General features: G+C 72.6%; 21 protein-coding genes. 19 read left to right on the top strand and 2 right to left on the bottom strand.

Annotated features, from left to right (window positions below):
- The first annotated feature begins 35 nt into the window (after positions 1-35).
- Positions 36-647 (top strand): TetR/AcrR family transcriptional regulator, encoded by a 612-nt coding sequence (locus B0I28_RS23095; RefSeq protein WP_106366226.1) that lies wholly within the window; start codon positions 36-38, stop codon positions 645-647.
- Here the strand turns inward: B0I28_RS23095 and B0I28_RS23090 are convergent.
- On the bottom strand, positions 644-2,773 hold the full coding sequence (locus B0I28_RS23090; RefSeq protein ID WP_106366225.1) for an alpha-galactosidase: 2,130 nt from the start codon (positions 2,771-2,773) through the stop codon (positions 644-646). The two genes, B0I28_RS23095 and B0I28_RS23090, sit on opposite strands and share 4 nt — an antisense overlap.
- Positions 2,774-3,050: 277 nt before the next feature.
- On the opposite strand from B0I28_RS23090, the gene B0I28_RS23085 reads away from it, so the two are divergent.
- The 18 genes from B0I28_RS23085 (at position 3,051) to B0I28_RS23000 (ending at position 22,729) form a co-directional block, all read left to right on the top strand.
- Complete coding sequence (locus tag B0I28_RS23085) at positions 3,051-4,736, top strand: ABC transporter substrate-binding protein (protein ID WP_106366224.1); 1,686 nt, start codon at positions 3,051-3,053, stop codon at positions 4,734-4,736.
- Between the two features lie 6 nt (positions 4,737-4,742).
- The gene (locus B0I28_RS23080; RefSeq protein WP_106366223.1) at positions 4,743-5,717 is read left to right on the top strand and encodes an ABC transporter permease; all 975 of its coding nucleotides are present in this window, start codon (positions 4,743-4,745) and stop codon (positions 5,715-5,717) included.
- Entirely contained in the window at positions 5,714-6,712 is a 999-nt protein-coding gene (locus tag B0I28_RS23075; protein ID WP_106366222.1) for an ABC transporter permease, read from the top strand. The genes B0I28_RS23080 and B0I28_RS23075 overlap by 4 nt, the downstream gene beginning before the upstream one ends.
- Positions 6,709-7,545, top strand: a complete 837-nt coding sequence (locus tag B0I28_RS23070) for an ATP-binding cassette domain-containing protein (RefSeq protein WP_106366221.1) — start codon at positions 6,709-6,711, stop codon at positions 7,543-7,545. Before B0I28_RS23075 ends, B0I28_RS23070 begins: the two co-directional genes overlap by 4 nt.
- Positions 7,542-8,399, top strand: a complete 858-nt coding sequence (locus B0I28_RS23065; protein ID WP_106366220.1) for an ATP-binding cassette domain-containing protein — start codon at positions 7,542-7,544, stop codon at positions 8,397-8,399. The genes B0I28_RS23070 and B0I28_RS23065 overlap by 4 nt, the downstream gene beginning before the upstream one ends.
- Positions 8,396-9,685 (top strand): alpha/beta fold hydrolase, encoded by a 1,290-nt coding sequence (locus B0I28_RS23060; protein WP_219926942.1) that lies wholly within the window; start codon positions 8,396-8,398, stop codon positions 9,683-9,685. The genes B0I28_RS23065 and B0I28_RS23060 overlap by 4 nt, the downstream gene beginning before the upstream one ends.
- Positions 9,682-11,085, top strand: coding sequence for an aminopeptidase P family protein (locus B0I28_RS23055; RefSeq protein ID WP_106366218.1), 1,404 nt, complete (start codon positions 9,682-9,684; stop codon positions 11,083-11,085). The genes B0I28_RS23060 and B0I28_RS23055 overlap by 4 nt, the downstream gene beginning before the upstream one ends.
- Complete coding sequence (locus tag B0I28_RS23050) at positions 11,082-13,742, top strand: beta-L-arabinofuranosidase domain-containing protein (protein ID WP_106366217.1); 2,661 nt, start codon at positions 11,082-11,084, stop codon at positions 13,740-13,742. The genes B0I28_RS23055 and B0I28_RS23050 overlap by 4 nt, the downstream gene beginning before the upstream one ends.
- A 127-nt stretch (positions 13,743-13,869) precedes the next feature.
- Positions 13,870-14,496, top strand: coding sequence for a GntR family transcriptional regulator (locus B0I28_RS23045; protein ID WP_245889080.1), 627 nt, complete (start codon positions 13,870-13,872; stop codon positions 14,494-14,496).
- A gap of 96 nt (positions 14,497-14,592) precedes the next feature.
- Entirely contained in the window at positions 14,593-15,777 is a 1,185-nt protein-coding gene (locus tag B0I28_RS23040) for an NAD(P)/FAD-dependent oxidoreductase (RefSeq protein ID WP_106366215.1), read from the top strand.
- A complete protein-coding gene (locus tag B0I28_RS23035) occupies positions 15,774-16,085 on the top strand; it encodes a (2Fe-2S)-binding protein (RefSeq protein ID WP_106366214.1) in 312 nt (103 codons plus the stop codon). Before B0I28_RS23040 ends, B0I28_RS23035 begins: the two co-directional genes overlap by 4 nt.
- Positions 16,082-17,476, top strand: a complete 1,395-nt coding sequence (locus B0I28_RS23030) for an FAD-dependent oxidoreductase (RefSeq protein ID WP_106366213.1) — start codon at positions 16,082-16,084, stop codon at positions 17,474-17,476. Before B0I28_RS23035 ends, B0I28_RS23030 begins: the two co-directional genes overlap by 4 nt.
- Positions 17,469-18,386, top strand: coding sequence for a dihydrodipicolinate synthase family protein (locus tag B0I28_RS23025; RefSeq protein WP_106366212.1), 918 nt, complete (start codon positions 17,469-17,471; stop codon positions 18,384-18,386). The genes B0I28_RS23030 and B0I28_RS23025 overlap by 8 nt, the downstream gene beginning before the upstream one ends.
- Before the next feature lie 59 nt (positions 18,387-18,445).
- Positions 18,446-19,447, top strand: coding sequence for a proline racemase family protein (locus tag B0I28_RS23020; protein WP_106366211.1), 1,002 nt, complete (start codon positions 18,446-18,448; stop codon positions 19,445-19,447).
- A gap of 8 nt (positions 19,448-19,455) precedes the next feature.
- Positions 19,456-20,928 (top strand): aldehyde dehydrogenase (NADP(+)), encoded by a 1,473-nt coding sequence (locus tag B0I28_RS23015; RefSeq protein ID WP_106366210.1) that lies wholly within the window; start codon positions 19,456-19,458, stop codon positions 20,926-20,928.
- Positions 20,929-20,980: 52 nt separating this feature from the next.
- Positions 20,981-21,499, top strand: a complete 519-nt coding sequence (locus B0I28_RS23010) for an acyl-CoA thioesterase (RefSeq protein ID WP_106366209.1) — start codon at positions 20,981-20,983, stop codon at positions 21,497-21,499.
- A 23-nt stretch (positions 21,500-21,522) separates the two neighbouring features.
- On the top strand, positions 21,523-22,269 hold the full coding sequence (locus B0I28_RS23005; RefSeq protein WP_219926941.1) for a helix-turn-helix domain-containing protein: 747 nt from the start codon (positions 21,523-21,525) through the stop codon (positions 22,267-22,269).
- Between the two features lie 49 nt (positions 22,270-22,318).
- Positions 22,319-22,729 carry a VOC family protein gene (locus tag B0I28_RS23000; RefSeq protein WP_106366208.1) on the top strand — a complete coding sequence of 137 codons (411 nt, stop codon included), beginning with the start codon at positions 22,319-22,321 and terminating at the stop codon, positions 22,727-22,729.
- On the opposite strand, the gene B0I28_RS22995 is transcribed toward B0I28_RS23000, so the two are convergent.
- The gene (locus tag B0I28_RS22995; RefSeq protein WP_106366207.1) at positions 22,672-23,649 is read right to left on the bottom strand and encodes a DMT family transporter; all 978 of its coding nucleotides are present in this window, start codon (positions 23,647-23,649) and stop codon (positions 22,672-22,674) included. The genes B0I28_RS23000 and B0I28_RS22995 overlap by 58 nt on opposite strands.
- Positions 23,650-23,653: the final 4 nt, after the last annotated feature.

Genomic DNA, 23,653 nt, shown 5'->3' with positions numbered 1-23,653 from the left:
TCAGCAACCGCACTTAACGCAACTGGAGTCCCGTTATGAATCAGGCCACTGGCGCCCCCGGCACCGCCCGGCCCGGCGGCCGCACCGCCCGCGTCCGCGAAGCGGTGCTCCGCGCGGCCGGAGACGCCTTGGCCGACAAAGGGATCGGCGGCATCGACCTCGCCGAGGTGGCCCGCCGCGCCGACGTCGGCAAGACCACCGTCTACCGCCGCTGGGGCACCGTCCACGGCCTCGTCGCCGACATGCTCGCCGAGATGGCCGAGTCCTCCCAGCCCCGCGCCGACACCGGCACCCTCGACGGCGACCTGGCCGCGCTCGCGGACCTCATCCTCGACACGCTCACCGACGCCCGGCAGGGCCCGCTCTTCAAGGCCCTCATCGCCGCCGCGGCCTCCGACCCCGAGGCCGCCGCCGCCCTGCACCGCTTCTACCGCGTCCGCATCGACGAGTGGTCCCCGTGTGTCACCACGGCCGCCGCCCGCGGCGACGTCCCCGCCGCCACCGACCCCGCCGAGGTGATCCGCGCCCTCTCCGCGCCCCTCTACTACCGCTTCCTCGTCTCCGGCGACCCGCTCGACCCGGACACGGCGAAGCGGGCGGCGGCCGCCACCGCGGCCGCCGCCCGCTCGGGCGCCTACGTCGTCTAGACCGCGGTCAGGTGGATCAGGAACGCCTGCACGGGCCACAGGCCCGGGAGCTGGAGCCCGATGCCGGTGAGGACCGAGCCGGGCACCGTCAGGGGCTCGCCGGCGAGCCACGGCGGGGTGGTCCAGCCCCACTTCGCCTCGCCGATCTCGCTGCGCACGTCGACCTTGTAGCGCCGCGCGGGATCGAGGCCGTCGAGGCGCAGCCGCTCGGGCAGCGCCTCCTCAAGTGAGGCGACGGTGGCGACGGTGAAGACCGCCTCCGACTTGTCGGCCGCCACGACGCCGCGCACCCGGAGCGCCGGGTCGAGGGTGTCGGGGTGGACCACCGAGCCGGTGTGGAGGAGGCCGCGCAGCTCCTTGTAGAGCGCGGCGAACTCGGTGATGCGGGCGGTCTCCTCCTCGGTGCAGGACAGGAGGTCCCACTCGAAGCCGGCCGAGCCCTGGAGCGAGGTCGCGATCCGGTACGGCAGCGACGTGGCCCGGCCCGACGAGTGCGCGGGGGAGGGGCCGACGTGGGCGCCGATCATCTCCGGCGGGAGCACGAGCTCGGTCCAGCGCTGGATGTCCTGGCGCTCGACCGGGTCGTTCGAGTCCGAGGCCCACACGCGGTCGGTGCGCTGGAGGATGCCCAGGTCGGTGCGGGCCCCGCCGGAGGAGCACGACTCGATCTCCAGGCCCGGGTGGTCGGCCTTGAGCCGGTCGATGAGCCGGTACGCCGCGAGCGTCTGGAGGTGCGTCCCGGGCGCGCCCTCGTGCAGCGGCTCCACGAGGTCGCGGTTGTGGTCCCACTTGATGAACGCGATGCCGAGCCGTTCGACCAGTGCGGACATCTGCGAGCGGAGGTGCTCGAAGACGTCCGGGTTCGCCAGGTCCAGCACGTACTGGGTCCGCCACGACAGGCCCTCCGGCGCGGGCACCGACGCCGGGTTGGCGAGGATCCACTCCGGGTGCGCGCGTGCGACATCGGAGTCGAGGTTCACCATCTCCGGCTCGAACCAGAGGCCGAACTGCATGCCGAGCGAGCGCACCAGCTCCGCGAGCGGTTCGAGGCCCTCGGGCCACGCCGCCGGGTCCACGACCCAGTCGCCGAGCCCGGCCCTGTCGTTGCGGCGCAGATGGAACCAGCCGTCGTCGAGCACGAACCGCTCCACGCCGACCTCGGCGGCGCGGCGCGCGAGCCGCTCCAGGCGGGCCTGGTCGTGGTCGAAGTAGACCGCCTCCCAGGTGTTGAGCACGAGCGGGCGCGCGGTCCTCGGGTGCTGCGGCCGCGCGCGCATCCAGGTGTGGAACCGGTCGGCGACGCCGTCGAGCCCGTTGTCCGCGTAGGAGAAGTACGCGGTCGGCGTCCGGTACGACCCGCCCTGCGCGAGCCGGATCTCGCCGGGCCGCACGAGTTCCCCGGCACCGAGGGCGGTGCCGTGCTCGGTGAGCCGGTCGGTGCGGTGGCGCACGTCGGCGCTCCAACCGAGGTGCACGGCCCAGACCTCGCCGGTCCGGTTGCGCGGCAGGCCCGCCGACGCGAACGTCACCCATGGCGCGTCGTGCCCGCCGCGCCCGCGGCGCGACTCCCGGACCGTGGCGCCGCGCGGCATCTCGGTGGTCAGCGGGGCCTTCTCCCGGGCCCACCGGCCCGAGAACGCGGTCAGGTGGTCGGCCGACTTCGCCACGGGCAGCACGGCTTCGAGCCACGCCACCTCCACCTCGCCCGCGCCGTCGTTCGTCACCTCGTGGTCGAGGAGCACGAGCCCGCCCGCGCCTATCTCCAAGCGGGTCCGCAGCGTCAGCCCCGCGTCCACGTCGACCGCGGTGATCGCGACCGCCGCGTCCCCGGTGCGCTCCACCGTCGCGTCCCAGCGGGGGAACAGCGGACGGCCGTCGCGGGTGGCGAGGAGGGCCGGGCGCCCGGCCCAGCCGTCCGATTCCTGCGGCACGAGCGGCACCCGCCAGGCGGCGTCGAGGGTCCCGGGCCGGGTCTGGCGGCCGGTCGCGGCGTCGAGGGCGGCGAGGTCGGCCGCGTCGAGCGGCCCGAGGTCGCGGCCCCAGTGCAGCACGGGCGGCAGGCCCGCCTCCGCGGCGGCCAGGACGAGGGCCACGCCGTCGCGGCGCAGGAGGGTCGGTGTGTTCACGGTGCTCCTTCGGAACAGTGGGGTCCAGAACAAGGCGGAGTAGCGCTTGCCATCGGCGCCCAACCGTAGCTGCCTGGGTCTTCAAAAGCACAGCGAACGCGAGGGGGTTCCCGTTCGACCTGCTCGGAGGCGAGTGCCGAGCCCAAGTCAGTGGTATGTGATATGTGATATGTTACTGCGAACCGACGCCACGGCGGCCTCGGCCAGACGGTTCCGTGAACGCCCGCCCCCCGGGTCTGCGGCCCGTCGCTCGGCGCACGAATGAAGGACTTCCCTCATGCTGAAGAAACTGACCAGGGCGCCTGCGGCACTCCTCGCCGCGGCCCTCCTCCTCACCGGCTGTTCCGGCGGCCAGAACGACGCCTCCGGCACCGCGGGCGACGACCCGGTCTCCGGCGGCACCATCCACATGCTCCAGAACGCCGACTTCTCCTACCTCGACCCGGCCCGCGGCTGGGACGGCGGCGTCAACGCGTTCTACCGGCTCGTCTACCGCGGCCTCACCATGCAGGCCGCGGGCGACGCCGAGGACCCCAACGCGATCGTCCCGGACATGGCCGAGAGCCTCGGCACCGCCTCCGAAGACGGCCTCACCTGGACCTACACCCTCAAAGACGGTCTGAAGTTCGACAACGGCGACCCGATCACCTCCACCGAGCTCGCCTTCGGCATCTCCCGCGCGTGGGACCCCGAGATCGGCATCGGCTCGCCGTGGCTGAAGAACACGATCGCGGCCCCCGAGGACTACCTGGGCCCGTACCAGTCCGGCGAGCACCCCGGCATCGAGACCCCCGACGAGAAGACCATCGTCTTCCACCTCATCGAGCCGTTCCCCGAGTTCGACAGCGTCCTGGCGCAGCCGAACGCGGTGCCGTTCCCGGTCGGCACGGGCGCGGGCGACGAGTTCATCAACGACATCGTCGCCTCCGGCCCGTACACCCTGGAGACGTACACGCCCGGCAGCCTCATCAAGCTGGTGCGCAACGAGCACTGGGACCCGGACACCGACGACGTGCGCAAGGCCTACCCCGACGCGTGGCAGTTCGAGATCGGCCTCGACGGGGCCACGATCGACGAGCGGCTCATCGCCGGGCAGGGCGCCGACCAGAACGCGATCTCCGGGAAGGTCCAGCCCGCGACCCTCGCGCGGCTCCAGTCCCCGGACCTCGCCGACCGCGTCGAGACCGCCGAGGCGTACTGCGTCACCTACATGGGCATGGACACCACCGAGGCGCCGTTCGACAAGCTCGAAGTGCGCCAGGCGATGAACTACGCCATCGACCGCACCTCGCTCCAGACCGCCTCGGGCGGCAACCAGCTCGCCCTCCCGGCCACCACGATCATCCCCGACGCGGTGAACGGCCACAAGGACTTCGACCTGTACCCGAGCGAAGGCAACAACGGCGACCCGGAGAAGGCGCAGGAGCTTCTCGCGTCCGTCGGCCTCGAAGACGGCTTCTCGTTCACCCTCGACATCCGGTCGCAGCCGATCATGCAGGCGCAGGCCGAGTCGATCCAGCAGGCGCTCGCGAAGATCAACGTGGACGTGCAGCTCAACGTCATCGACACGTCCACGTACTACGAGACGATCGGCACGCCCTCGCAGATGCACGACGCCGCGATCACCGGCTGGTGCCCCGACTGGCCCTCCAGCTCCTCCACCATGGTCCCGCCGCTGGTCGACGGCCGCGTCATCACCGAGAAGGGCAACACCAACATCGGGCTGTTCGACGACCCGGAGATCAACGCCCGCATCGACGAGATCCGCGCGATGACCGACCTCGACGCCGCGAACGAGGCGTGGGGCGACTTCGACGAGCAGGTCATGGCCCTCGCCCCGATGGTGCCGCTGCTCCAGGAGCCGAGCGTGTTCCTGCCCGGCGAGAACATCGCCAACTACATCCCGAACACGAGCATGACGGACCTGACCATCGTCGGGCTCAAGGACCCGTCCGCGGGCTGATCACCGATGACCTTCACTCCGACCGAACTCGAAGCTGAAGGCGCAGCGGGCGGCGAGGCGACGGGCGACCCCGCGTCGTCCTCGCCGCCCGCCTCAGGGCGCCGCCTCGTCCGCGCCTTCATGCGCGACCGCGCCGCGGTCGCCTGCGCCGCCTACATCCTCGTCGTCGTGCTCATGGCGCTGACGGCCCCGCTCCAGGTCTTGCTCTCCGGCTACGGCCCCCTGGAGTTCGACCAGTCCGCCGTGGACCCGAACCTCGGCGGGCTCCCGCTCGGGTGGGGCGGCGGCATCGGGGCCGACCACTGGTTCGGCGTCGAACCGGGCAACGGCCGCGACATCTTCGCGCGGATCGTCTACGGCGCCAGGGTGTCGATGACGATCGCGCTCCTCGCGACCGCGCTCACCTCGACCCTCGGCGTCGTCTTCGGCCTCATCGCCGGGTACTTCGGCGGGCGCACCGACATGGTGATCTCCCGGATCATGGAGTTCCTGATGGCCTTCCCGGCCCTCATCTTCATGATCGCGGTGCTCTCCGCGCTCCCGGCCGAGAACCGGCAGGCCCTCCTGGTCGTCGTCATCTCGTTCTTCGGCTGGCCCTACCTGGCCCGGATCGTCCGCGGCCAGACCATGTCCCTGAAGCAGCGCGAGTTCGTGGAGTCCGCGAAGGCCTCGGGCGCCTCCAGCGCCCAGATCATCTTCAAGGAGATCCTCCCGAACCTCTCCTCCACGATCATCGTCATGACCACGCTCGCGGTCCCCGGGTACGTCGGCACCGAGGCCGGCCTCTCGTTCCTCGGCGTGGGCGTCGTCCCGCCGACCCCCTCGTGGGGCCAGATGATCGCCTCCTCCGTGTCCTGGTACGCCGTCGACCCCGCGTACTTCCTGTTCCCGGGCGCGTTCCTGTTCCTGCTGGTGCTGTCGTTCACCGTCCTCGGCGACCGCATCAAGAAGATCGCCGAGTCCGGGGAGGCCCGCTCATGATCCGCTTCCTCGCGAACCGCCTGCTGGGCATGGCCGTCGTGCTGTTCCTGGTGTGCCTGTTCACCTACGTGATCTTCTTCGTGCTCTCGCCCGACCCGGCCGTGCAGATCTGCGGCAAGAACTGCACGCCCGAGGCCATCGACCAGATCCGCGCGAACCTCGGCCTCGACCAGCCGTTCTGGCAGCAGTTCTGGACGTTCCTGTCGGGCCTGTTCGTCGGCCGCACCTACGGGACGGGCGCGAACGCCGTCGAATGCGTCGCGCCCTGCCTCGGCTACTCGTTCCAGTCGAGCCAGCCGGTCACCGGCATGATCCTCCAGCGCCTCCCCGTCTCGGCCACGGTCGCCATCGGCGCCGCGGTGCTGTGGCTCCTCGCGGGCGTCTCCGCCGGGCTCGTCTCCGCTGTTCGCGAAGGCAAGTTCACCGACCGGTTCATCACCGGCCTCACCCTCACCGGGATGTCCGTCCCGAACTACGTCCTCGCCCTGTCGCTCCAGTTCCTCCTGGTCGTCACGCTCGGCTGGCTCCCGTTCCCGCAGGCCGTGCCGTTCAGCGAGGACCCGCTCCAGTGGTTCATGAACTTCCTCATGCCCTGGATCGTGCTCTCCATCGGCGCCGCCGCCGTCTACACCAGGCTTACGCGCGCCAACGTCATCGAGACCCTCCAGGAGAACTACGTGCGCACCGCCCGCGCGAAGGGCCTCAGCCCCGGCCTCGTCTGGCGGCGCCACGCGCTGCGCCCGGCCCTCACGCCGATCGTCACGATCTTCGGCATGGACTTCGCCGGGCTCCTCGGCGGCGCCCTCATCACCGAGACCGTGTTCGGCCTCAACGGCGTCGGCAAGCTCGCCGCCGACTCGATCACCAAGAACGACCAGCCCGTCATCATGGGCGTCACGCTCCTCGCGGCGTTCCTCGTCGTCGTCGGCAACATGGTCGTCGACCTGCTGTACACCGCGATCGACCCGCGGGTGCGCGTGGGGAGCGCGGCATGACCGGCCACCCGCTCCTGCGCGTCCGCGACCTCACCGTCGGCTTCACCACAGCCGCCGGGCACACCGACGTCGTCAAGCACCTCGCCTTCGACCTGCCGCGCGGCGGCGCCCTCGGCATCGTCGGCGAATCCGGTTCAGGCAAGTCCATGACGAGCATCGCCATCATGGGCCTGCTCCCCAAGGGCGCCAAGCGCACCGGCTCCATCGAACTCGACGGCAGGGAACTCACCACCCTGCGCGAACGCGAGATGCAGGCGATCCGCGGCGACCGCATCGCCATGGTCTTCCAGGACCCGCTGTCCTCGCTCAACCCGTACTACACCGTGGGCACCCAGATCGCCGAGGCCTACCGCTCGCACCGCACCGGCGTCACCCGCCGCGAGGCCCGCAACGTGGCGATCGAGGCGATGGAACGCGTCCACATCCGCGACGCCGCCCGCCGCGTCGACCACTACCCGCACCAGTTCTCCGGCGGCATGCGCCAGCGCGTCATGATCGCGATGACCCTGAGCATGGAGCCCGACCTCATCATCGCCGACGAGCCCACCACGGCCCTCGACGTCACCGTGCAGGCCCAGATCCTCGACCTCCTGGCCGAGATCCGCCGCGACACCGGCGCCGGGCTCATCCTGATCACCCACGACCTCGCCGTCGTCAGCGAGGTCGCCGACCAGATCGTCGTCATGCGCGAGGGCGACCTCGTCGAGCAGGGCACCGCCGAGCGGGTCTTCTGCGACCCGCAGGCCGACTACACCCGCATGCTCCTCGACGCCGTCCCCCGCATCGACGACGAGATCGGGCTGCTGCGCACCACGTCAGAGGAGGACCGATGAGCGAACCCCTGCTCCGCGCGAGCAACCTCGTCAAGGAGTTCGCGATCCGCGGCAACGGCCTCCTGGGCCGCACCGCGACGCTCCGCGCCGTCGACGACGTGTCCCTCGAAGTGCGCACCGGCGAGACGCTCGCGCTCGTCGGCGAATCGGGCTCCGGGAAGTCCACCACCGCGCGCCTCATCGCCCGGCTCATCGACACCACCGCCGGGACCATCGAGTTCGCCGGGCGGGAGGTCCACGCCCTCACCGGGAAGGACCTCCACGCGTACCGCGGCGAAGTGCAGGTGGTCTTCCAGGACCCGTACTCGTCCCTGAACCCGAAGCACACCGTCGAGCGGATCGTCACCGCCCCGCTCGTCTACCAGAAGCGCCCGGTCCCCGGCGGTGCGCGGGTGTTCACCAAGGCGCTCATGGAGCGCGTCGGCCTCAACCCCGACCACTCGGCGCGCTTCCCCGCCCAGTTCTCCGGCGGGCAGGCCCAGCGCATCGGCATCGCCCGCGCGCTCGCGGTCTCGCCGAGGCTCATCATCGCCGACGAGGCCGTCTCGGCGCTCGACGTGTCGGTGCAGGCGCAGGTCATCAACCTCCTGCGGCGCCTTCAGGACGAGGAGGGCTTCAGCTACCTGTTCATCGCGCACGACTTGGCGGTGGTGCGGCAGATCGCGACCCGCGTCGCGGTCATGAACGAGGGTCGGATCGTCGAGTCCGGCGAGCGCGACCGGGTCTTCGAGGACCCGCAGGACCCGTACACGCGCAAGCTCCTCGCGGCCGTCCCTAGGATCAGGCCGGAATGGGACGCCGCACGGCGCCGCAACGAGGCGGCGCGGCGGGAGCGACAGGAGGCGGAAGCATGACCACAGTGGAGTACTCGATGCCGGGCATGCGGGTCAGCGAGCGGTACGTGGACGTGCCGCTCGACTGGGCCGACCCGTCCCGCGGCACGATCGAGGTGTTCGTGCGCGAACTCGTCGACCCCGACAAGCGCGGCGCCGACCTGCCGCTGCTCACCTACCTCCAGGGCGGCCCCGGCGGCGCGAACCCGCGGCCCCTCAAGGCCGACGGCTGGATCGAGGAGGCCCTGGACGACTACCGCGTGGTCCTCGTCGACCAGCGCGGCACCGGCCGCAGCACCCCGCTCGACGCGCAGATCGTCGCCGAGCTCGGGGACGCCGAGGCCGGAGCCGACTACCTCGCGTGCTTCCGCGCCGACTCGATCGTGCGCGACCTCGAACACGTGCGCGCCCACGTCTACGGCGGTCGCAAGTGGACGACCCTCGCGCAGTCCTACGGCGGCTGGCTCACCCTCGCCTACCTTTCGCACGCGCCCGAGGCGCTCGCCGCCGCGTACGTGTGCGGCGGCATCCCCGGCAACCCGATGAGCGCCGACGAGGTCTACCGCCGCACCTTCGACCGCGTCGCCGCCAAGACCGCCGAGTACTACCGCCGCTACCCGCACGACGCCGACGCCGTTGCGGCCATCGCCGACCGGCTCGCCGCCGAGCCTGTGCTCCTGCCGGACGGCGACGTGCTCACCGTGCGCCGCTTCCAGTCCCTCGGGATCGACTTCGGCATGAAGCCCGGCTTCGAGCGGATGCACTGGCTCGTGGAGCACGCGTTCATCCGCGACGGCCGCCTCTCCGAAGGCTTCCTCGCCGACGTCCTCGCCCGCACCTCCTCCGCCGCGAACCCGCTCTTCTGGACCCTCCAGGAGTCCATCTACGGCGACGGCCCGAACGGCCCCACCGCGTGGGCCGCGCAGCGCGAGCGCGACCGCCGCCCCGAGTTCAATGAAGACGTGCGCCCGCTCCCGTTCACCGGCGAGATGGCGTTCCCGTGGATGTTCGAGGAGGTCCGGCTCCTGCGCGGCTTCGCACCCGCAGTGCACGCCCTCGCCGAGCGCCGCGAGTGGAGCCGCGTCTTCGACCCCGACCGCCTGGCCGCCAACGAGGTCCCCGTCGCCGCGGTCGTCTACTTCGACGACATGTACGTCGACTCCGGCCTGCAACTGGACACCCTCGGCGGCATCGGCAACGCCCAGGCGTGGGTGACCAACGAGTTCGAGCACGACGGCATCGGGTCGGGCCGGGTCCTCACCCGCCTGCGCGGCCTGGTCCGCGACCGAGGAGGAGAACGCCGATGACACGGCCGCCGTACGCGGGCACCCGCTACCCGAAGCTGACCGAGACCCCCGCGTTCACCGAGTACATCGCCACCGGCTGGGGCACCGGGCCGGTCCCCGCGACCCCCGTCCCCGGCGCACCCGAAGCGGCCGCGGCCCACCGCGACCGCCTCAGCGCCCGCCTGCCCGGCGAGACGATCGCGGTCGCCGCCGGGACCGCGCCGGTCCGCAACGACGACAACGACTACGCCTTCCGCGCCGACAGCTCCTTCACGTGGCTCACCGGCGCCCAGATCGAAGGCGCCGTCCTCGTCATGGCCCCGCGGCCCGGCGGCCACGACGCTCGCCTGTTCATGCCCCCGCCGTTCCGCCCCGGCGACACCGGGTTCTTCGCGAACGCCGCCCACGGCGAACTCTGGGTCGGCGCCTCCCCGGGCCTGCCCGAATGGGCCGACGCCCTCGGCCTCGCCGTCGCACCGCTGGCCGACCTCGACGGCCTCGACCTCACCGGAGCCCTCGCCACCGCGACCCAGGCCGCCGCGCTCGGCCTCGAACCCTCCCCGCTCCTCGACCGCCGCCTCTCGCAACTGCGGATGGTCAAGGACGACTGGGAGATCGCGCAGCTCCGCGAAGCCGTCGACGCCACCGTCGCGGGCTTCGCCGCCGTCGCCGCCGAGATCCCGCACGCCATCGCCGACGGCCTCGGCGAGCGCTGGCTCCAAGGCACCTTCGACCGCCACGCCCGCACCTTCGGCAACGGCACCGGCTACACCACCATCGTCGGCTCCGGCCCCCACGCGCCCACCCTCCACTGGGTCCGCTGCGACGGCCCGGTCCTGCCCGACGAGGTGCTCCTCCTCGACATGGGCGTCGAGGCCCGCAGCCTCTACACCGCCGACGTCACCCGCACCCTGCCCGCCTCCGGGACCTTCAACCCCCGCCAGCGCGAAGTCCACGACCTCGTGGAGCAGGCCCACCGCGCCGGGCTCGCCCAGATCAAGCCCGGCATCGAGTACCTCGACTTCCACTACGCCGCAATGGAGGTCATCGCCACCGGCCTTCACGACTGGGGCCTCCTCCCGGTGTCCGTGGACGAGGCGCTCTCCCCGGAGGGCCAGCAGCACCGCCGCTACCTCGCCTGCGGCATCGGACACCACCTCGGCCTCGACGTCCACGACTGCTCCAAGGCCGAGTACGAGGACTACATGGGCGCCGAGCTCGAACCCGGCGTCGTCATGACCGTTGAACCCGGCCTGTACTTCCACGCCAACGACCTCACCGTCCCGCCGGAGCTGCGCGGCATCGGCGTGCGCCTCGAAGACGACGTGCTCGTCACGGACACCGGCTCCGAAGTGCTCTCCGCGGCCCTCCCCATCGACGCCGAAGGCATCGAGACCTGGACGAAGGCGCAGCAGTCGTGACCACACCCATCTTGCAGCCCTTCCCCCTCGGCGCCGCCCGCATCCACGACGGCAGCGTCTTCGCCCGCGCCCGAACGGAACTGCTCCACCTCGCCCGCGCCTACCCCGTGGACCGCCTCCTCGCGGTCTTCCGCCGCAACGCCGGACTCGACACCCGCGGGGCCCTCCCGCCCGGGAACTGGGAGGACTTCGGCCATCCCAACGAGGACGCCTGGGGCGAGCACGACTACCCCGGCCGCGAGCACGCCCAGACCGCGAACCTCCTGCGCGGCCACTACGCGGGCCACTTCCTGTCGATGCTCGCCATCGCCGCCGCGGGCGAGGACGACCCCGCGCTGCGGGCCAAAGTGGACGCGTTCGTGGCCGGGCTCGGCGAGGTTCAGGCCGCGCTGGCCGCCACGGGCCGGTACTCGCACTACGGCTTCCTCGCCGCCTACGGGGAGTGGCAGTTCTCCCGCTTGGAGGACTTCGCGCCGTACGGGGAGATCTGGGCGCCCTACTACACCTGCCACAAGATCATGGCCGGGCTGCTCGACACTTACGAACTCGTCGGCAACCGGCAGGCCCTCGGCCTCGCCGTCGGAATGGGCCGCTGGGTCCACGGCCGCCTCTCGCGGCTCGACCCCGAACGGCGCCAGCGCATGTGGTCGCTCTACATCGCGGGCGAGTTCGGCGGCATGAACGAGGCCATGGCCCGGCTCAGCGCCGCCGCCGAGGAGCCGCGCTTCCTGGAGACCGCGGCGTTCTTCGACCAGGACCGCCTGCTCGACGCGGGCGCCTCGCGCACCGACGTGCTCACCGACATGCACGCCAACCAGCACCTGCCGCAGCTCATCGGCTACGTCGACGAGTACGAGCAGACCGGTGAGCGCCGCTACCTCGATGCGGCCCTTGGCATCTGGGACCAGGTCGTGCCCGGCCGCATATACGCCCACGGCGGCACCGGCGAGAGCGAGCTGTGGGGCCCGCCCGAGACCGTCGCGGGCGACGTCGGCCACCGCAACGCCGAGACCTGCGCCAGCTACAACCTGCTGAAGCTCGCCCGCCGCCTCTTCGCGCACACCCGCGACCCCCGCTATATGGCCTACTACGAGCGCACAGTCCTCAACCACATCCTCGGCTCGCGCCGCGCGGTCCGCTCCGACACGAGCCCCGAGGTCACGTACATGTTCCCGGTCCACCCGGGCGCGCTGCGCGAGTACGACAACGTCGGCACCTGCTGCGGCGGCACCGGCCTGGAGAACCACGTCAAGTACCAGGACACGGTCTTCCTCGCCGCCCCCGACGGCCTCTACGCGAACCTCGCGCTGGACGCCGACCTCGACTGGGCCGACGCGGGCCTGCACGTCTCGCAGCGCTCCGGCTTCCCGCTGGGGGAGTCCGTGTCGCTCCGCTTCTCCGGCTCCGGCGACGGCACCGAGCGCACGGTGCACTTCCGCGTCCCCGCTTGGGCCGCAGGCGAACCGGAACTCCGATTGAACGGCGACCGCCTCGACGCCCCGCCCGCGGGGGAGTACGCCGCCGTCACCCGCGCCTGGCGCGACGGCGACGAACTCGCCTTGACCACCCCCGTATCGCTGCGCGCCGAAGCCGCTGTGGACGACCCGCGCCAGTGCGCGCTGTTCCTCGGCGCGACGCTCCTGCTCGCCAAGTCAGACGCCACGACCGGCCTCGCGTTCCCCCTCAACGGCCGCCGCGCCTTCGACGGGAGCCTCATCACCGGCCGCACCGGCGCCGAACTCCTCGCCGCACTCGGCCGCGACGGCGCGATCGAACTGGACGGCATCGCCTTCGAGCCGTGCTGGTCCGGCGAGGACGGCAGGTACCACATGTACCTGCGGTCCGCCGACGCCGAGATCGCCTTCGGCGGCAACGGGACCGGCGTCCCGAACCGCCAGCGCGCCGACGGGTCCACCTTCCTCGACGAGCTGTGGGCCCCAGGGTCCTTCGCCGACCGCGCCGCGTTCCTCGCTCGCGCCGCCGACACGGCCGCCCGGGTCCGCGCCGAAGGGCTCCTGGGCCGCGACGAACTCGCGACCGTGCTCGCCGCCGCGGCCGCGTTCGACGGCGCCACCGGCACGCCCCGCGCCGTCGACCGCGCCGACATCCCGGTCGTCCGTGATCCGGGGACGGTCCCGCCCGCGGTCGCCATCGAGGTCCTGGACGAGCCCGGGCCCTCCGGCTGGTACACCACCGCGCCGCGAATCCGCCTGCGCGGCTTCGACATCGACGGCGCCGACGGCGACCTCCGGCTCGAACTGCGCCTCAGCGGCGGCGACTGGGCCCCGTACACCGGGCCCGTCGCGATCACGGAGGAAGGCGTGCACCTCGTCGAGGCCCGCGTGACCGACGCCGAAGGCTGCACCGGCGCCGTGAGCCGCGAACTGAGCGTCGACACCGCGCCGCCCGTCTCGCGGGCCGTCGTGAAGGACCTCGGTGCGAGCGTGGAGATCACACTCCACGCCGACGACGGCGTGTCCGGTGTGGAGCGCATACAGTGGGAGGGTCCCGGCACCTTCTGGGGCACGTTCCAGGAGGCGTTCACGCGCGCGATCGACGACGAGCCGCAGGTGATCGAGTACGCCGCGACCGACCGCGCCGGGAACGAGGAGCCGCGGCGGCGCCTCGTGATCCCCGGAAAGTGTGATCGGCCATGACCAGCGGAATCGTCGCCGGCATCGCGTACACTGCACGGCGGCGCGGCCAGTGCGCCATGTGGGGAGCGGAACCATCATGTTGACCTCTGACAATCGCCTTGAACCGGGTGAAAGCCTGCGCGCGCGCGTGGAGCGGACCCTGTCGACGGCGATCATCTCCGGCGAGCTCGCGCCCGGGGCGCTCCTGACGGTGCCGCGCCTGGCCGAGCAGTTCGCCGTGTCGGCGACGCCGGTCCGGGAGGCGATCCTCGACCTGGAGAAGCGCGGGTTCGTGGAGCCGGTGCGCAACAAGGGCTTCCGGGTCACGGCCGTGAGCGACGACCTGCTGCACGACATCGTGGAGATCCGGCTGCTGCTGGAGCCGCCCGCGATGGCGCGCCTGGCCGCCGCGTTCCCGACCGAGCGGCTCGCCGAGCTGCGCACGCAGGCCGACGAGATCGTCGCGGGCGCCCGCTCGGGCGACCTCACCGCGTACCTGCTCGCCGACCAGAAGTTCCACCTGGAGCTGACCGCGATCCTCGGCAACCCGGTGCTCGTGGAGACCATCGCCGAGCTGCGGGCCCGCACCCGCCTGGTCGGCCTGGTCTCGCTCGTGGAGACGAGCATGCTCGACGTGTCCGCGGCCGAGCACCACCGGCTCCTCGACCACCTCGTGGCGGGCGACGCCGACGCGTGCGCGGAGCTCATGCGCCAGCACATCGGCCACGCCGTCGGCTGGTGGGCGGGCAAGGCGGAGGAACCCGCGGCGGATTAGGCCGTTCGCCTGTCGGCGGCGGCACTCCGGTGCAGGGTCGTGTACAGAGGACGGCCCGGCACTGTTGAAATATGTGACATATTACAAGGAGGGAACGTGAACGCAGACGTCGTCGTCATCGGCGCCGGCATCGTCGGCGCCGCGTGCGCACGCGCGCTGGCGCGCACCGGTCTGAGCGTGGTCGTCGTCGACCGCGGCGCCCCCGCCAGCGCCACCAGCGCGCGCGGCGAGGGCAACCTCCTCGTCTCCGACAAGGCCCCCGGCCCGGAGCTCGACCTCGCGATGCTCGCCGCCGACCACTGGCCGCACCTCGCCGCCTCCCTCGCCGACGAACTCGGTCCCGGGTTCCCCGACATCGAGTACGACCGCAAGGGCGGCGTCGTGGTCGCCACGACCGAGGAGGGCGCCGAACCGCTGCGGGCCTTCGCGAACGGCCAGGCCGCCGCGGGCGTCGAGGTCGCGCACCTGACGCCCGGCGAAGCGCGCTCCCTTGAGCCCCACCTGAACCCCGCGATCACCGCCGCCGTCCACTACCCGCAGGACGCGCAGCTCCAGCCCGTCGTCGCCACCGAGGCGCTCCTCGCCTCCGCGCGCCGCGCCGGCGTCCGGGTCCTCGCGCACCAGGAGGTCGTGGGCCTCGTCCGCGACGGCGAGCGGATCACCGGCGTGCGCACCGCGTCTGAGACCATCGGCACGTCGGCGGTCGTGGTCGCGGCCGGGCCCTGGTCCGGCGAGGTCGCCGCGGTCCTCGGCGCGGACCTGCCGGTGCGCCCCCGCCGCGGCATGGTCCTGGTGACCGCCCGCATGGCGCAGCGCGTGTTCCACAAGGTCTACGACGGCGACTACTTCGGCGCCACCCAGTCGGCGGACGCCGACCTCCAGACCTCCAGCGTCGTCGAGTCCACCCCCGGCGGGACCGTCCTCATCGGATCGAGCCGCCAGCAGATCGGCTTCGACGACCGGCTGCGCGTCAACGTGCTCGCCGAGGTCGCGGGGCGCGCGCTGCGGCTGTTCCCGTTCCTCGCGGGCACGCCCGTGATCCGCGCGTACGGCGGCTTCCGCCCCTACGTGCCCGACCACCTCCCCGTCGTCGGCGAGGACCCCCGCCACCCCGGGCTCTGGTACGCCACCGGCCACGAGGGCGCCGGGATCGGCCTCGCGGGCGTCACCGGCGACCTCCTGTGCGCCCAGCTCACCGGGGCCGATCCCGCGATCGACCCGGCCCCGTTCCAGCCGTCCCGGCCGTCGCTGGCCGCCCACCTGACGGGAGGCGCCGCATGAGCGCGATCGTCCCCTGGGAGACCGACCCGATCCGCCCCGACGAGCCGAAACCGCTGCGCATCACCGTCGACGGCACGAGCATCGAAGGGCTGCAAGGCCAATCGATCGCGGGCGTGCTCCTCGCGCACGGCATCACCGAGTGGCGCACCACGACCGCGGGCCGCCGCCGCGGCGTGTTCTGCGGGATCGGCGTGTGCTTCGACTGCATCGCCACCGTCAACGGCGAATCCGACGTGCGGCTGTGCCTGCGCCGCGCCAACGACGGCGACACCGTTGCGACACAAGACGACACAAGGGAGGCGCAATGACCCACGTCCTCGTCATCGGCGCGGGCCCGGCCGGGCTCTCGGCCGCGGTCGCCGCGGGCGACGCGGGCGCCCGCGTCACGCTCCTCGACTCAGGGGACGGCCTCGGCGGCCAGTACTGGCGCCATCTGCCTCCGCAGCGGCCCGCGCAGCGCGAGGCCCGCCTCCACCACGGCTGGGCCGCCTTCGACCGCCTCCGCGGCAGCCTCGTGGGCGTCGAAGTGGTGACCGAGGCCCAGGTGTGGGCCATCGAAACCGTCGACGGCATCGCCGTCCACGTCCTCATCGGCCCCGCCGACGCGGGCGGCCGCGCGGCCCGCACGTTCGCCCCCGACGCGCTCGTGCTCGCCACGGGCGCCCACGACCGCACGCTCCCGTTCCCCGGCTGGAATCTCCCCGGCGTGTTCTCCGCCGGGGCCGCCCAGGCCCTCGCGAAAGGCGAGCGCGTCGCCGTCGGCCGCCGCGCCGTCGTCGCCGGGGCCGGGCCGTTCCTGCTCCCCGTCGCCCAGTCCCTCACGGCCGCAGGCGCACACGTGGTCGGCGTCTACGAGGCCGCCCGGCCCGCCGCGCTCGCCAGAGGCTGGCTCCCGCGGCCCTGGCGGCTCCTCGGCGCCGCCCGCAAAGGCGGCGAGCTCGCCGGGTACGCCGCGCACCACCTCGGCCGCCGCGTCCCGTACCGGCTCGGCCGCGCCGTCATCGAGGCCCGCGGCGACGGCCGCGTCGAAGCGGTCGTCACCGCCCGCCTGAACGCCGACTGGTCGCCGATTCCGGGTACGGAACGGACTGTCGCGGCCGACGCCGTGTGCGTCTCCCACGGGTTCACGCCCCGCCTCGAACTGCCGATCGCCGCCGGGTGCCGCATCGGCCCCGACCGCTTCGTCGCCGTCGACGCCGACCAGCGCACCAGCGTCGAATCCGTCTACGCCGCAGGGGAGATCACCGGCATCGGCGGCGTCGACGCGGCGCTCGTCGAAGGCCGCATCGCCGGGGCCCGCGCCGCCGGAGCCCCCGCCGCCGCCGCGGACCTGAAGCGGCGCACCGCCACCACCGATTTCGCGCGTCGCATCGACGCCGCCCACGGCATCCGCCGCGGGTGGACGTCGTGGCTTCGCGACGACACCGTCGTCTGCCGCTGCGAAGAGGTCGCCTACGGGCCCCTCCGCGACGCGGCGGCTGCGACGGACCAGGCCTCACTGCGCTCCCTGAAGCTCACCTCCCGTGCGGGACTGGGCATCTGCCAGGCACGCATGTGCGGACGCACCGTGGAGGAGCTCACCGGCGCAGACCCCGCCCGCGCCGAGGACACCACCGACCGGCGGCCCCTGGCCGCGCCCATCAGGCTCGGCGACCTCGCCGCGCCGGCCACCACCTGTGGGAAGGACACCCATGTCTAGCAAGAACTTCGACCTCGGGGGCGTCATCGTCGCCACCACCCTCGCCTTCAAGGAGGACCCGAAGGCGCCGGGCGGCCTCGCCGTCGACTACGACAAGTTCGCCGAGCACTGCGACTTCCTCATGCGCAACGGCTGCCGCGGCGTCGGCCCGAACGGGTCCCTCGGCGAGTACTCCTCGCTCACCGACGAGGAGCGGCGCAAGGTCGTCCAGGTTGCCGTCGAGACCGTCGGGGACCGCGGCCTCGTCGTCGCGGGCGTCCACGGCGTCGGCTGGCACCAGGCCGTCCAGTGGGCCGAGTACGCGAAGGAGGACGGCGCCGACGGCGTGCTCCTCCTGCCGCCCACGATCTACCGCGCCAACCGCGGCGAGGTCCTGGAGCACTACGCCAAGGTGAACGAGGTCGGCCTGCCGATCATGATGTACAACAACCCGATCGACACCAAGGTCGACCTGGTCCCCGACCTCGTCGCCGAGCTCTACGAGCTGGAGAACGTCGTCGCGGTCAAGGAGTTCTCCACCGACGTGCGCCGCGTCCTCGAAATCAAGGAGCGCTGCGGCATCGACGTCATCGCCGGGGCCGACGACCTCCTCTTCGAGTCCCTCGTCGTCGGGGCCACCGGCTGGTTCGCCGGGTACCCCAACGCGTTCCCCGCCGAGGCCGTCGAGATCTACACGCTCGTGCAGGAAGGCCGCATCGAGGAGGCCCGCCACCTCTACTCGGGCCTCGTCCCGGTGTTCCGCTGGGACTCCAAGACCGAGTTCGTGCAGGCCATCAAGCTGTCGATGGACATCGCCGGGCACTCGTACGGCGGCGCCACCCGCCCGCCGCGCGGCCCCCTCTCCAAGGCCCAGCACGACCAGGTCGTGCGCGACACCCGCCGCGCCCTGGACTTCGCCGCCTCGCGGTGACGCCCCGCGCCCTGTACGGTGCAGACTGCCGTACAGGGCGCCCCAGCGGAAGGACGAACATGCGAACGAACCGCGTCATCAGCGCCGTCGACTCCCACACCGAGGGCATGCCCACCAGGGTCGTCACCGGCGGCGTCGGCGTCATCCCCGGCGCCACCATGAACGACAAGCGCCTCCACTTCATCGAGCACCTCGACGACCTGCGGCTGTTCCTCATGAACGAGCCGCGGGGCCACGCTGCGATGAGCGGCGCGATCCTCCAGCCCTCCACCCGCCCCGACTGCGACTGGGGCGTCGTCTACATCGAGGTCTCCGGGTGCCTGCCCATGTGCGGGCACGGCACCATCGGCGTCGCCACCGTCCTCGTCGAGACCGGCATGGTCGCGGTGACCGAACCGGTCACGGAGATCCGCCTCGACACCCCCGCAGGGCCCGTCACCGCCCGCGTCGCCGTCGAGGACGGCCGCGCCGCCTCGGTCACCATCGAGAACGTCCCCAGCTACGTCGACGCCCTCGACACCTCCGTCGAGGTCCCCGGGTACGGCACCGTCCCCTACTCGATGGCCTTCGGCGGCAACTTCTACGCCATGGTCGACCTCGACGCCGTCGGCCTGCCCTTCGACCGCGCCCGCCAGCAGGACATCCTCAAGGCCGGGCTCGCGATCATGGACGCGATCAACACGACCGCCCCGCCGCTCCACCCCGAGATCGCGGGCCTCGACCACTGCCACCACGTCGAGTTCATCGCCCCCGGCTCCGACGCGAAGCACTCGCGCCACGCCATGGCGATCCACCCCGGCTGGTTCGACCGGTCCCCTTGCGGCACCGGCACGTCCGCGCGGATGGCTGAACTGTGGGCCCGCGGGGCACTCGACCTCGACACCGACTTCGTGAACGAGTCGTTCATCGGCTCGCGCTTCATCGGGCGGCTCGTCCGCGAGACCACCGTGGGGGACCGGCCCGCCGTGGTCCCCACGGTCACCGGCCGCGCCTGGATCACCGGCACGGCCCAGTACATGCTCGACCCGACCGACCCGTTCCCGACCGGATTCCAGTTCTAGGAGAGCAGATGACGACCAGCATCGACACTGTCGCCCAGACCGCCGACGCGGCCGCCCGCGCGCTCGCCGACGTCCCGCCTGCCGTGCGCGCCAAGGCCCTGGTGGTCTTCGCCGACGCGCTCACCGCGAACGCCGAGGAGCTCATCGCGCTGGCGATGGAGGAGACCGGGCTCGCCGAGGCCCGCCTGCGCGGCGAGCTCAAGCGCACCGCCGTGCAGCTGCGGCTGTTCGCCGACACGATCCTGGACGGCGCGTATCTGGACGTGCGGATCGACCGCGCCGACCCGGAGTTCGCGCTCGGGCCGCGCCCCGACGTGCGCAGCGGCAACGAGCCGATCGGCCCGGTCCTCAACTTCGCGGCCGGGAACTTCCCGTTCGCGTTCTCCGTCGCCGGGGGCGACACCGCCTCGGCGCTCGCCGCGGGCAACCCCGTCATCGTCAAGGCCCACCCCGGCCACCCGCGCCTGTCGCGCCGCACCGCCGAGGTCGGCGCCGCGGCCCTCGACGCCGCCGGGCTGCCCGCGGGCACCTTGCAGCTCATCGAAGGCCAGGACGAGGGCACTGCGATGCTGAAGCACCCCTTGGTGAAGGCCGCGTCCTTCACCGGGTCGCTGCGCGCGGGCCGCCTCCTCGCCGACATCGCCGCCGCGCGCCCCGCGCCGATCCCGTTCTACGGCGAGCTCGGCTCCGTCAACCCGGTCTTCGCGACCCCCGCGGCCATCGCCGAGCGCGGCCCCGAGTTCGCCGCGGGCCTCGCCGCGAGCGTCGGCGGCTCCGCCGGGCAGCTGTGCACCAAGCCCGGCCTGGTGTTCCTCCCCGCCGACCACGGCCTCGACAAGGAGATCACGGCCGCCGTCGCGGCCGAGGAGCAGCGGATGCTCGACCCGCGCATCGCCGACGGCTACCTCCACCGCCGCGAGGCGATCCTCTCGGCCGCGGGCGTGCGCCTCGTCGCCCCCGGCTCGGTCCGCGTCGACGAGGACGGCCAGGGCTGGGTCACGCCCACGATCGCGGCCGTCCCGCTCGCGGACTTCCGGCCCCACCCGGACGCGCTCCTGGGGGAGTGCTTCGGCCCCCTGACGATCCTCGTCGAGTCCCCGGAAGGCACCGACTACGCCGAACTGCTCGACACCCTCTTCGAAGGGGAGCTCACCGTCGCGGTCCACCGGGCCGACGGCGACGACGTCACCGCCCTCGTCCGCACCGCCGCCCGCCGCGCGGGCCGCGTCCTGTTCGACGGCTGGCCCACCGGCGTCGCCGTCACCCCCGCGATGCAGCACGGCGGCCCCTGGCCCGCCACCACCTCCGGCGGCACCAGCGTCGGCACCGCCGCGATCAAGCGCTTCGTGCGCGCCGTCGCCTACCAGAACGCCCCCGCCGAGGCCCTGCCGCCGGCCCTGCGCGACGACAACCCGTGGCAGGTCCCGCAGGCCGTCGCCCCGGCGGGCGAGTCCGCCGCCTGGGGCGACCGTGCGATCTAGCTTTGCTACCCTCGGGTAACTTATCGGTCCTCCTCTCGACGGCGGTGCGCTCGTGAACCTGTACTTCCGGCTGCTGAACCTGTGGCTGCGCGCCCGCCGCCGGGGGCCGATCGGGCTGTGGGACACCGCCGTGACGCCGTTCCGCGTCGTTCCCACCGACCTCGACCCCTTGGGGCACATGACCAACGGCCGGTACCTGACGATCATGGACGTGGGCCGCCTCGACCTCATGCACCGCGCCGGGTTCCTCAAGAAGATGCGGGACGCGGGCTGGTACCCGGTCGTCGCCGGGCAGACGATCACGTACCGCAAGTCCCTCCAGCCGTGGCAGCGGTTCGAGGTCCACACCCGCGTGCTCGGCTTCGACGACCGCTGGGGCTACATCGAGCAGACGTTCCGCTCCGGCGACACCCTCTACGCCCAGGCGTACGTGCGCACCCGCTTCCTCAAGCGCGGCGGCGGGTCCGTCGAGCACGACGAGCTGGAGGCGCTCGCGGGCGGCTTCCCGGACTCCGAGGTCCCGCAGTGGCTCCTCGACCTGACCGCCGCCTCGCGCATCAACGGGAGCTGACGAACGCCGGTAGCATCGGGGGCGTGGCTCAGGACCCGCCGATCCCCGGGCTCGAACACCGGCCCTCGGACTCCCCGTACGTCGAGCGCGTCTACCGGGTGGAACCCGGCGCGCCCGCGCCCGCCCGCATGGTGTCCGTCGCGAACTCCAACTGGGAGCTCATCGCGTGGACCGCCGAGGGCGTCACCAGCGTGTCCGTGCGCGGCCCCGAGACCCGCCCCACCGTCGTCCCCATGGGCGGCGGCATGGACGGCGCCATCGGCATGATCTTCAGCCACGGCGCCCACCTGCGAAACCTCCCCGTCGGCGCCCTCGTCGACACCAGCGTCGACAGCCCGCACGCCACCGACCGCACGTTCGTCCTCGAAGGCGCCGAATGGGAGATCCCCGCCTACGGGAACGCCGAGACCTTCGCCGAACGGCTCGTCCGCGCCGGGCTCCTCGTGCGCGACCCGCTCGTCGCCGACGTCCTCGCCGGGGACACGCCCCTGCTGGTCACGCCCCGGTCCGTGCAGCGCCGCGTCGCCGCCGCCACCGGCCTCACCCAGGGCGCGATCCGCCAGATCGAGCGCGCCCGCCAGGCCGCGATGCTCCTCCAGGCGGGCACTGCCGCATCCGACGTCGTCCACCTCGTCGGCTACCACGACCAGCCCCACCTCGCCCGGTCCATGGCCCGCTTCGTCGGCCGCAAGGCCACCCAGCTCCAGAAGCCCGACCCCGACGAGATGCTGTCGCTTCTGTACAAGACGGGCGCCCAGGTGCGGCCTTAGATTCGTATCAGGCCGGAACGACCGGCAGAAACGAGTCAAGGAGGCCGTCATGGCGTTCACCCAGATCTACCTCAACCTCCCCGCCGCCGACCTCGAAGCGTCCAAGGCGTTCTACCTCGCCCTCGGCGGCACCCTCAACCCGCAGTTCACCGACGAGACCTCCGCGCAGGTCGTCCTCAGCGACGCGATCGCCTTGCAGCTCATGACCCACGAGCAGTTCTCCGGGTTCACCAAGCGCGAGATCGCCTCCGGCCCGGTCGAGGTCATCAACGCCCTCAGCGTCGAGTCCAAAGCGGAGGTCGACCGGCTCGTCGAGGCCGCGCTCGCCGCGGGCGGCGCCGAGCCGCGCCCCGCCCAGGACATGGGCTGGCTCTACAACCGCGCCGTCGACGACCCCGACGGTCACTCGTGGGAGCTCCTCGCCTTCGACCCCTCCGCGATGCCCGGCGAGCCCGAGTAGCGACCCGCGGCGGGACCGGGGTCCGCCCCGGTCCCGCGGAACGCCTTCCAGTTGGTGAGCACCACGCCGCCGATGACGACCGCGCCGCCCACCACCTGCGCCGCCGTCCACGGCTCGCCCGCGAGGATCGTGAACACCGCCGTGAACACCGTGATCAGGTTGAGGAACACGCCCGCCCGGCCCGGCGGGACCACCGTCAGCGCATGGTTCCACAGCAGGTACGACAGCACCGACGGGAACACCACGATGAACACGAGCGACCCCAGCGCCGCCCCCGTCTCCGGCCATGCCGGCCCGCCCGACGCGAGGCTGAACGGCGCCAGCACGACCACCGCGACCCCCGACTGCACGGCCGTCGACGTCACCGGCGGCAGCCGCGGCGCCCGCCGCCCCAGGATCGTGTACGCCGTCCACGCCGTGATCGCCACCAGCATGAGCAGCTCGCCGGTCCCGAACCCACCGTGGAACAGCGACCCCAGGTCCCCGTCGGAGAGCACCACGAGCACCCCCGCGAGCGCGATGATCACCCCGCCCACCGACAGCGGCGTCAGCCGCTCGCGCAGGAACACCGCCGCCGCGAGCGTGATGAGCGCCGGATTGAACGCGTTCACCAGCGACGCGCTGAACGCGTCGGTGTGCTCCAGCGCCGCGTACAGCGGCAGGTTGTAGCCCACGATCCCGAAGGCGCTCAGCGCGAGCAGCCACGGCCACGCCCGCGCGACCTCCCGCCAGCGCGGCCGCTCCACGAGCTGCGCGATCACCAGCAGCGGCGCGAACGCGAGCGCCCAGCGCAGCAGCACCAGGCTGAGCGGGTCGATCGCCTCGACGGCGCGCTGGCCGATCACGTAGTTCCCGGCCCAGAACAGGGCCGCGCCGACGAGGGCCGCGACGGCGAGCCACGTGGATCTATCGGTGCTCAAGGGG

The sequence above is a fragment of the Glycomyces artemisiae genome (assembly GCF_003002955.1).
In the GTDB taxonomy this organism is placed as follows: Bacteria; Actinomycetota; Actinomycetes; order Mycobacteriales; family Micromonosporaceae; genus Glycomyces; species Glycomyces artemisiae.
The sequence above is the reverse complement of the archived record's forward strand: the minus strand, read 5'-3'. Positions and strand labels throughout refer to the sequence as shown.

Coding starts and splice junctions, on each gene's coding strand:
- B0I28_RS23085 (WP_106366224.1), top strand. CDS start 3,051: ATGCTGAAGAAACTGACCAGGGCGCCTGCGGCACTCCTCGCCGCGGCC.
- B0I28_RS23035 (WP_106366214.1), top strand. CDS start 15,774: ATGAGCGCGATCGTCCCCTGGGAGACCGACCCGATCCGCCCCGACGAG.
- B0I28_RS23095 (WP_106366226.1), top strand. CDS start 36: ATGAATCAGGCCACTGGCGCCCCCGGCACCGCCCGGCCCGGCGGCCGC.
- B0I28_RS23000 (WP_106366208.1), top strand. CDS start 22,319: ATGGCGTTCACCCAGATCTACCTCAACCTCCCCGCCGCCGACCTCGAA.
- B0I28_RS23015 (WP_106366210.1), top strand. CDS start 19,456: ATGACGACCAGCATCGACACTGTCGCCCAGACCGCCGACGCGGCCGCC.
- B0I28_RS23070 (WP_106366221.1), top strand. CDS start 6,709: ATGACCGGCCACCCGCTCCTGCGCGTCCGCGACCTCACCGTCGGCTTC.
- B0I28_RS23020 (WP_106366211.1), top strand. CDS start 18,446: ATGCGAACGAACCGCGTCATCAGCGCCGTCGACTCCCACACCGAGGGC.
- B0I28_RS23080 (WP_106366223.1), top strand. CDS start 4,743: ATGACCTTCACTCCGACCGAACTCGAAGCTGAAGGCGCAGCGGGCGGC.
- B0I28_RS23055 (WP_106366218.1), top strand. CDS start 9,682: ATGACACGGCCGCCGTACGCGGGCACCCGCTACCCGAAGCTGACCGAG.
- B0I28_RS23025 (WP_106366212.1), top strand. CDS start 17,469: ATGTCTAGCAAGAACTTCGACCTCGGGGGCGTCATCGTCGCCACCACC.
- B0I28_RS23030 (WP_106366213.1), top strand. CDS start 16,082: ATGACCCACGTCCTCGTCATCGGCGCGGGCCCGGCCGGGCTCTCGGCC.
- B0I28_RS23075 (WP_106366222.1), top strand. CDS start 5,714: ATGATCCGCTTCCTCGCGAACCGCCTGCTGGGCATGGCCGTCGTGCTG.
- B0I28_RS23060 (WP_219926942.1), top strand. CDS start 8,396: ATGACCACAGTGGAGTACTCGATGCCGGGCATGCGGGTCAGCGAGCGG.
- B0I28_RS23065 (WP_106366220.1), top strand. CDS start 7,542: ATGAGCGAACCCCTGCTCCGCGCGAGCAACCTCGTCAAGGAGTTCGCG.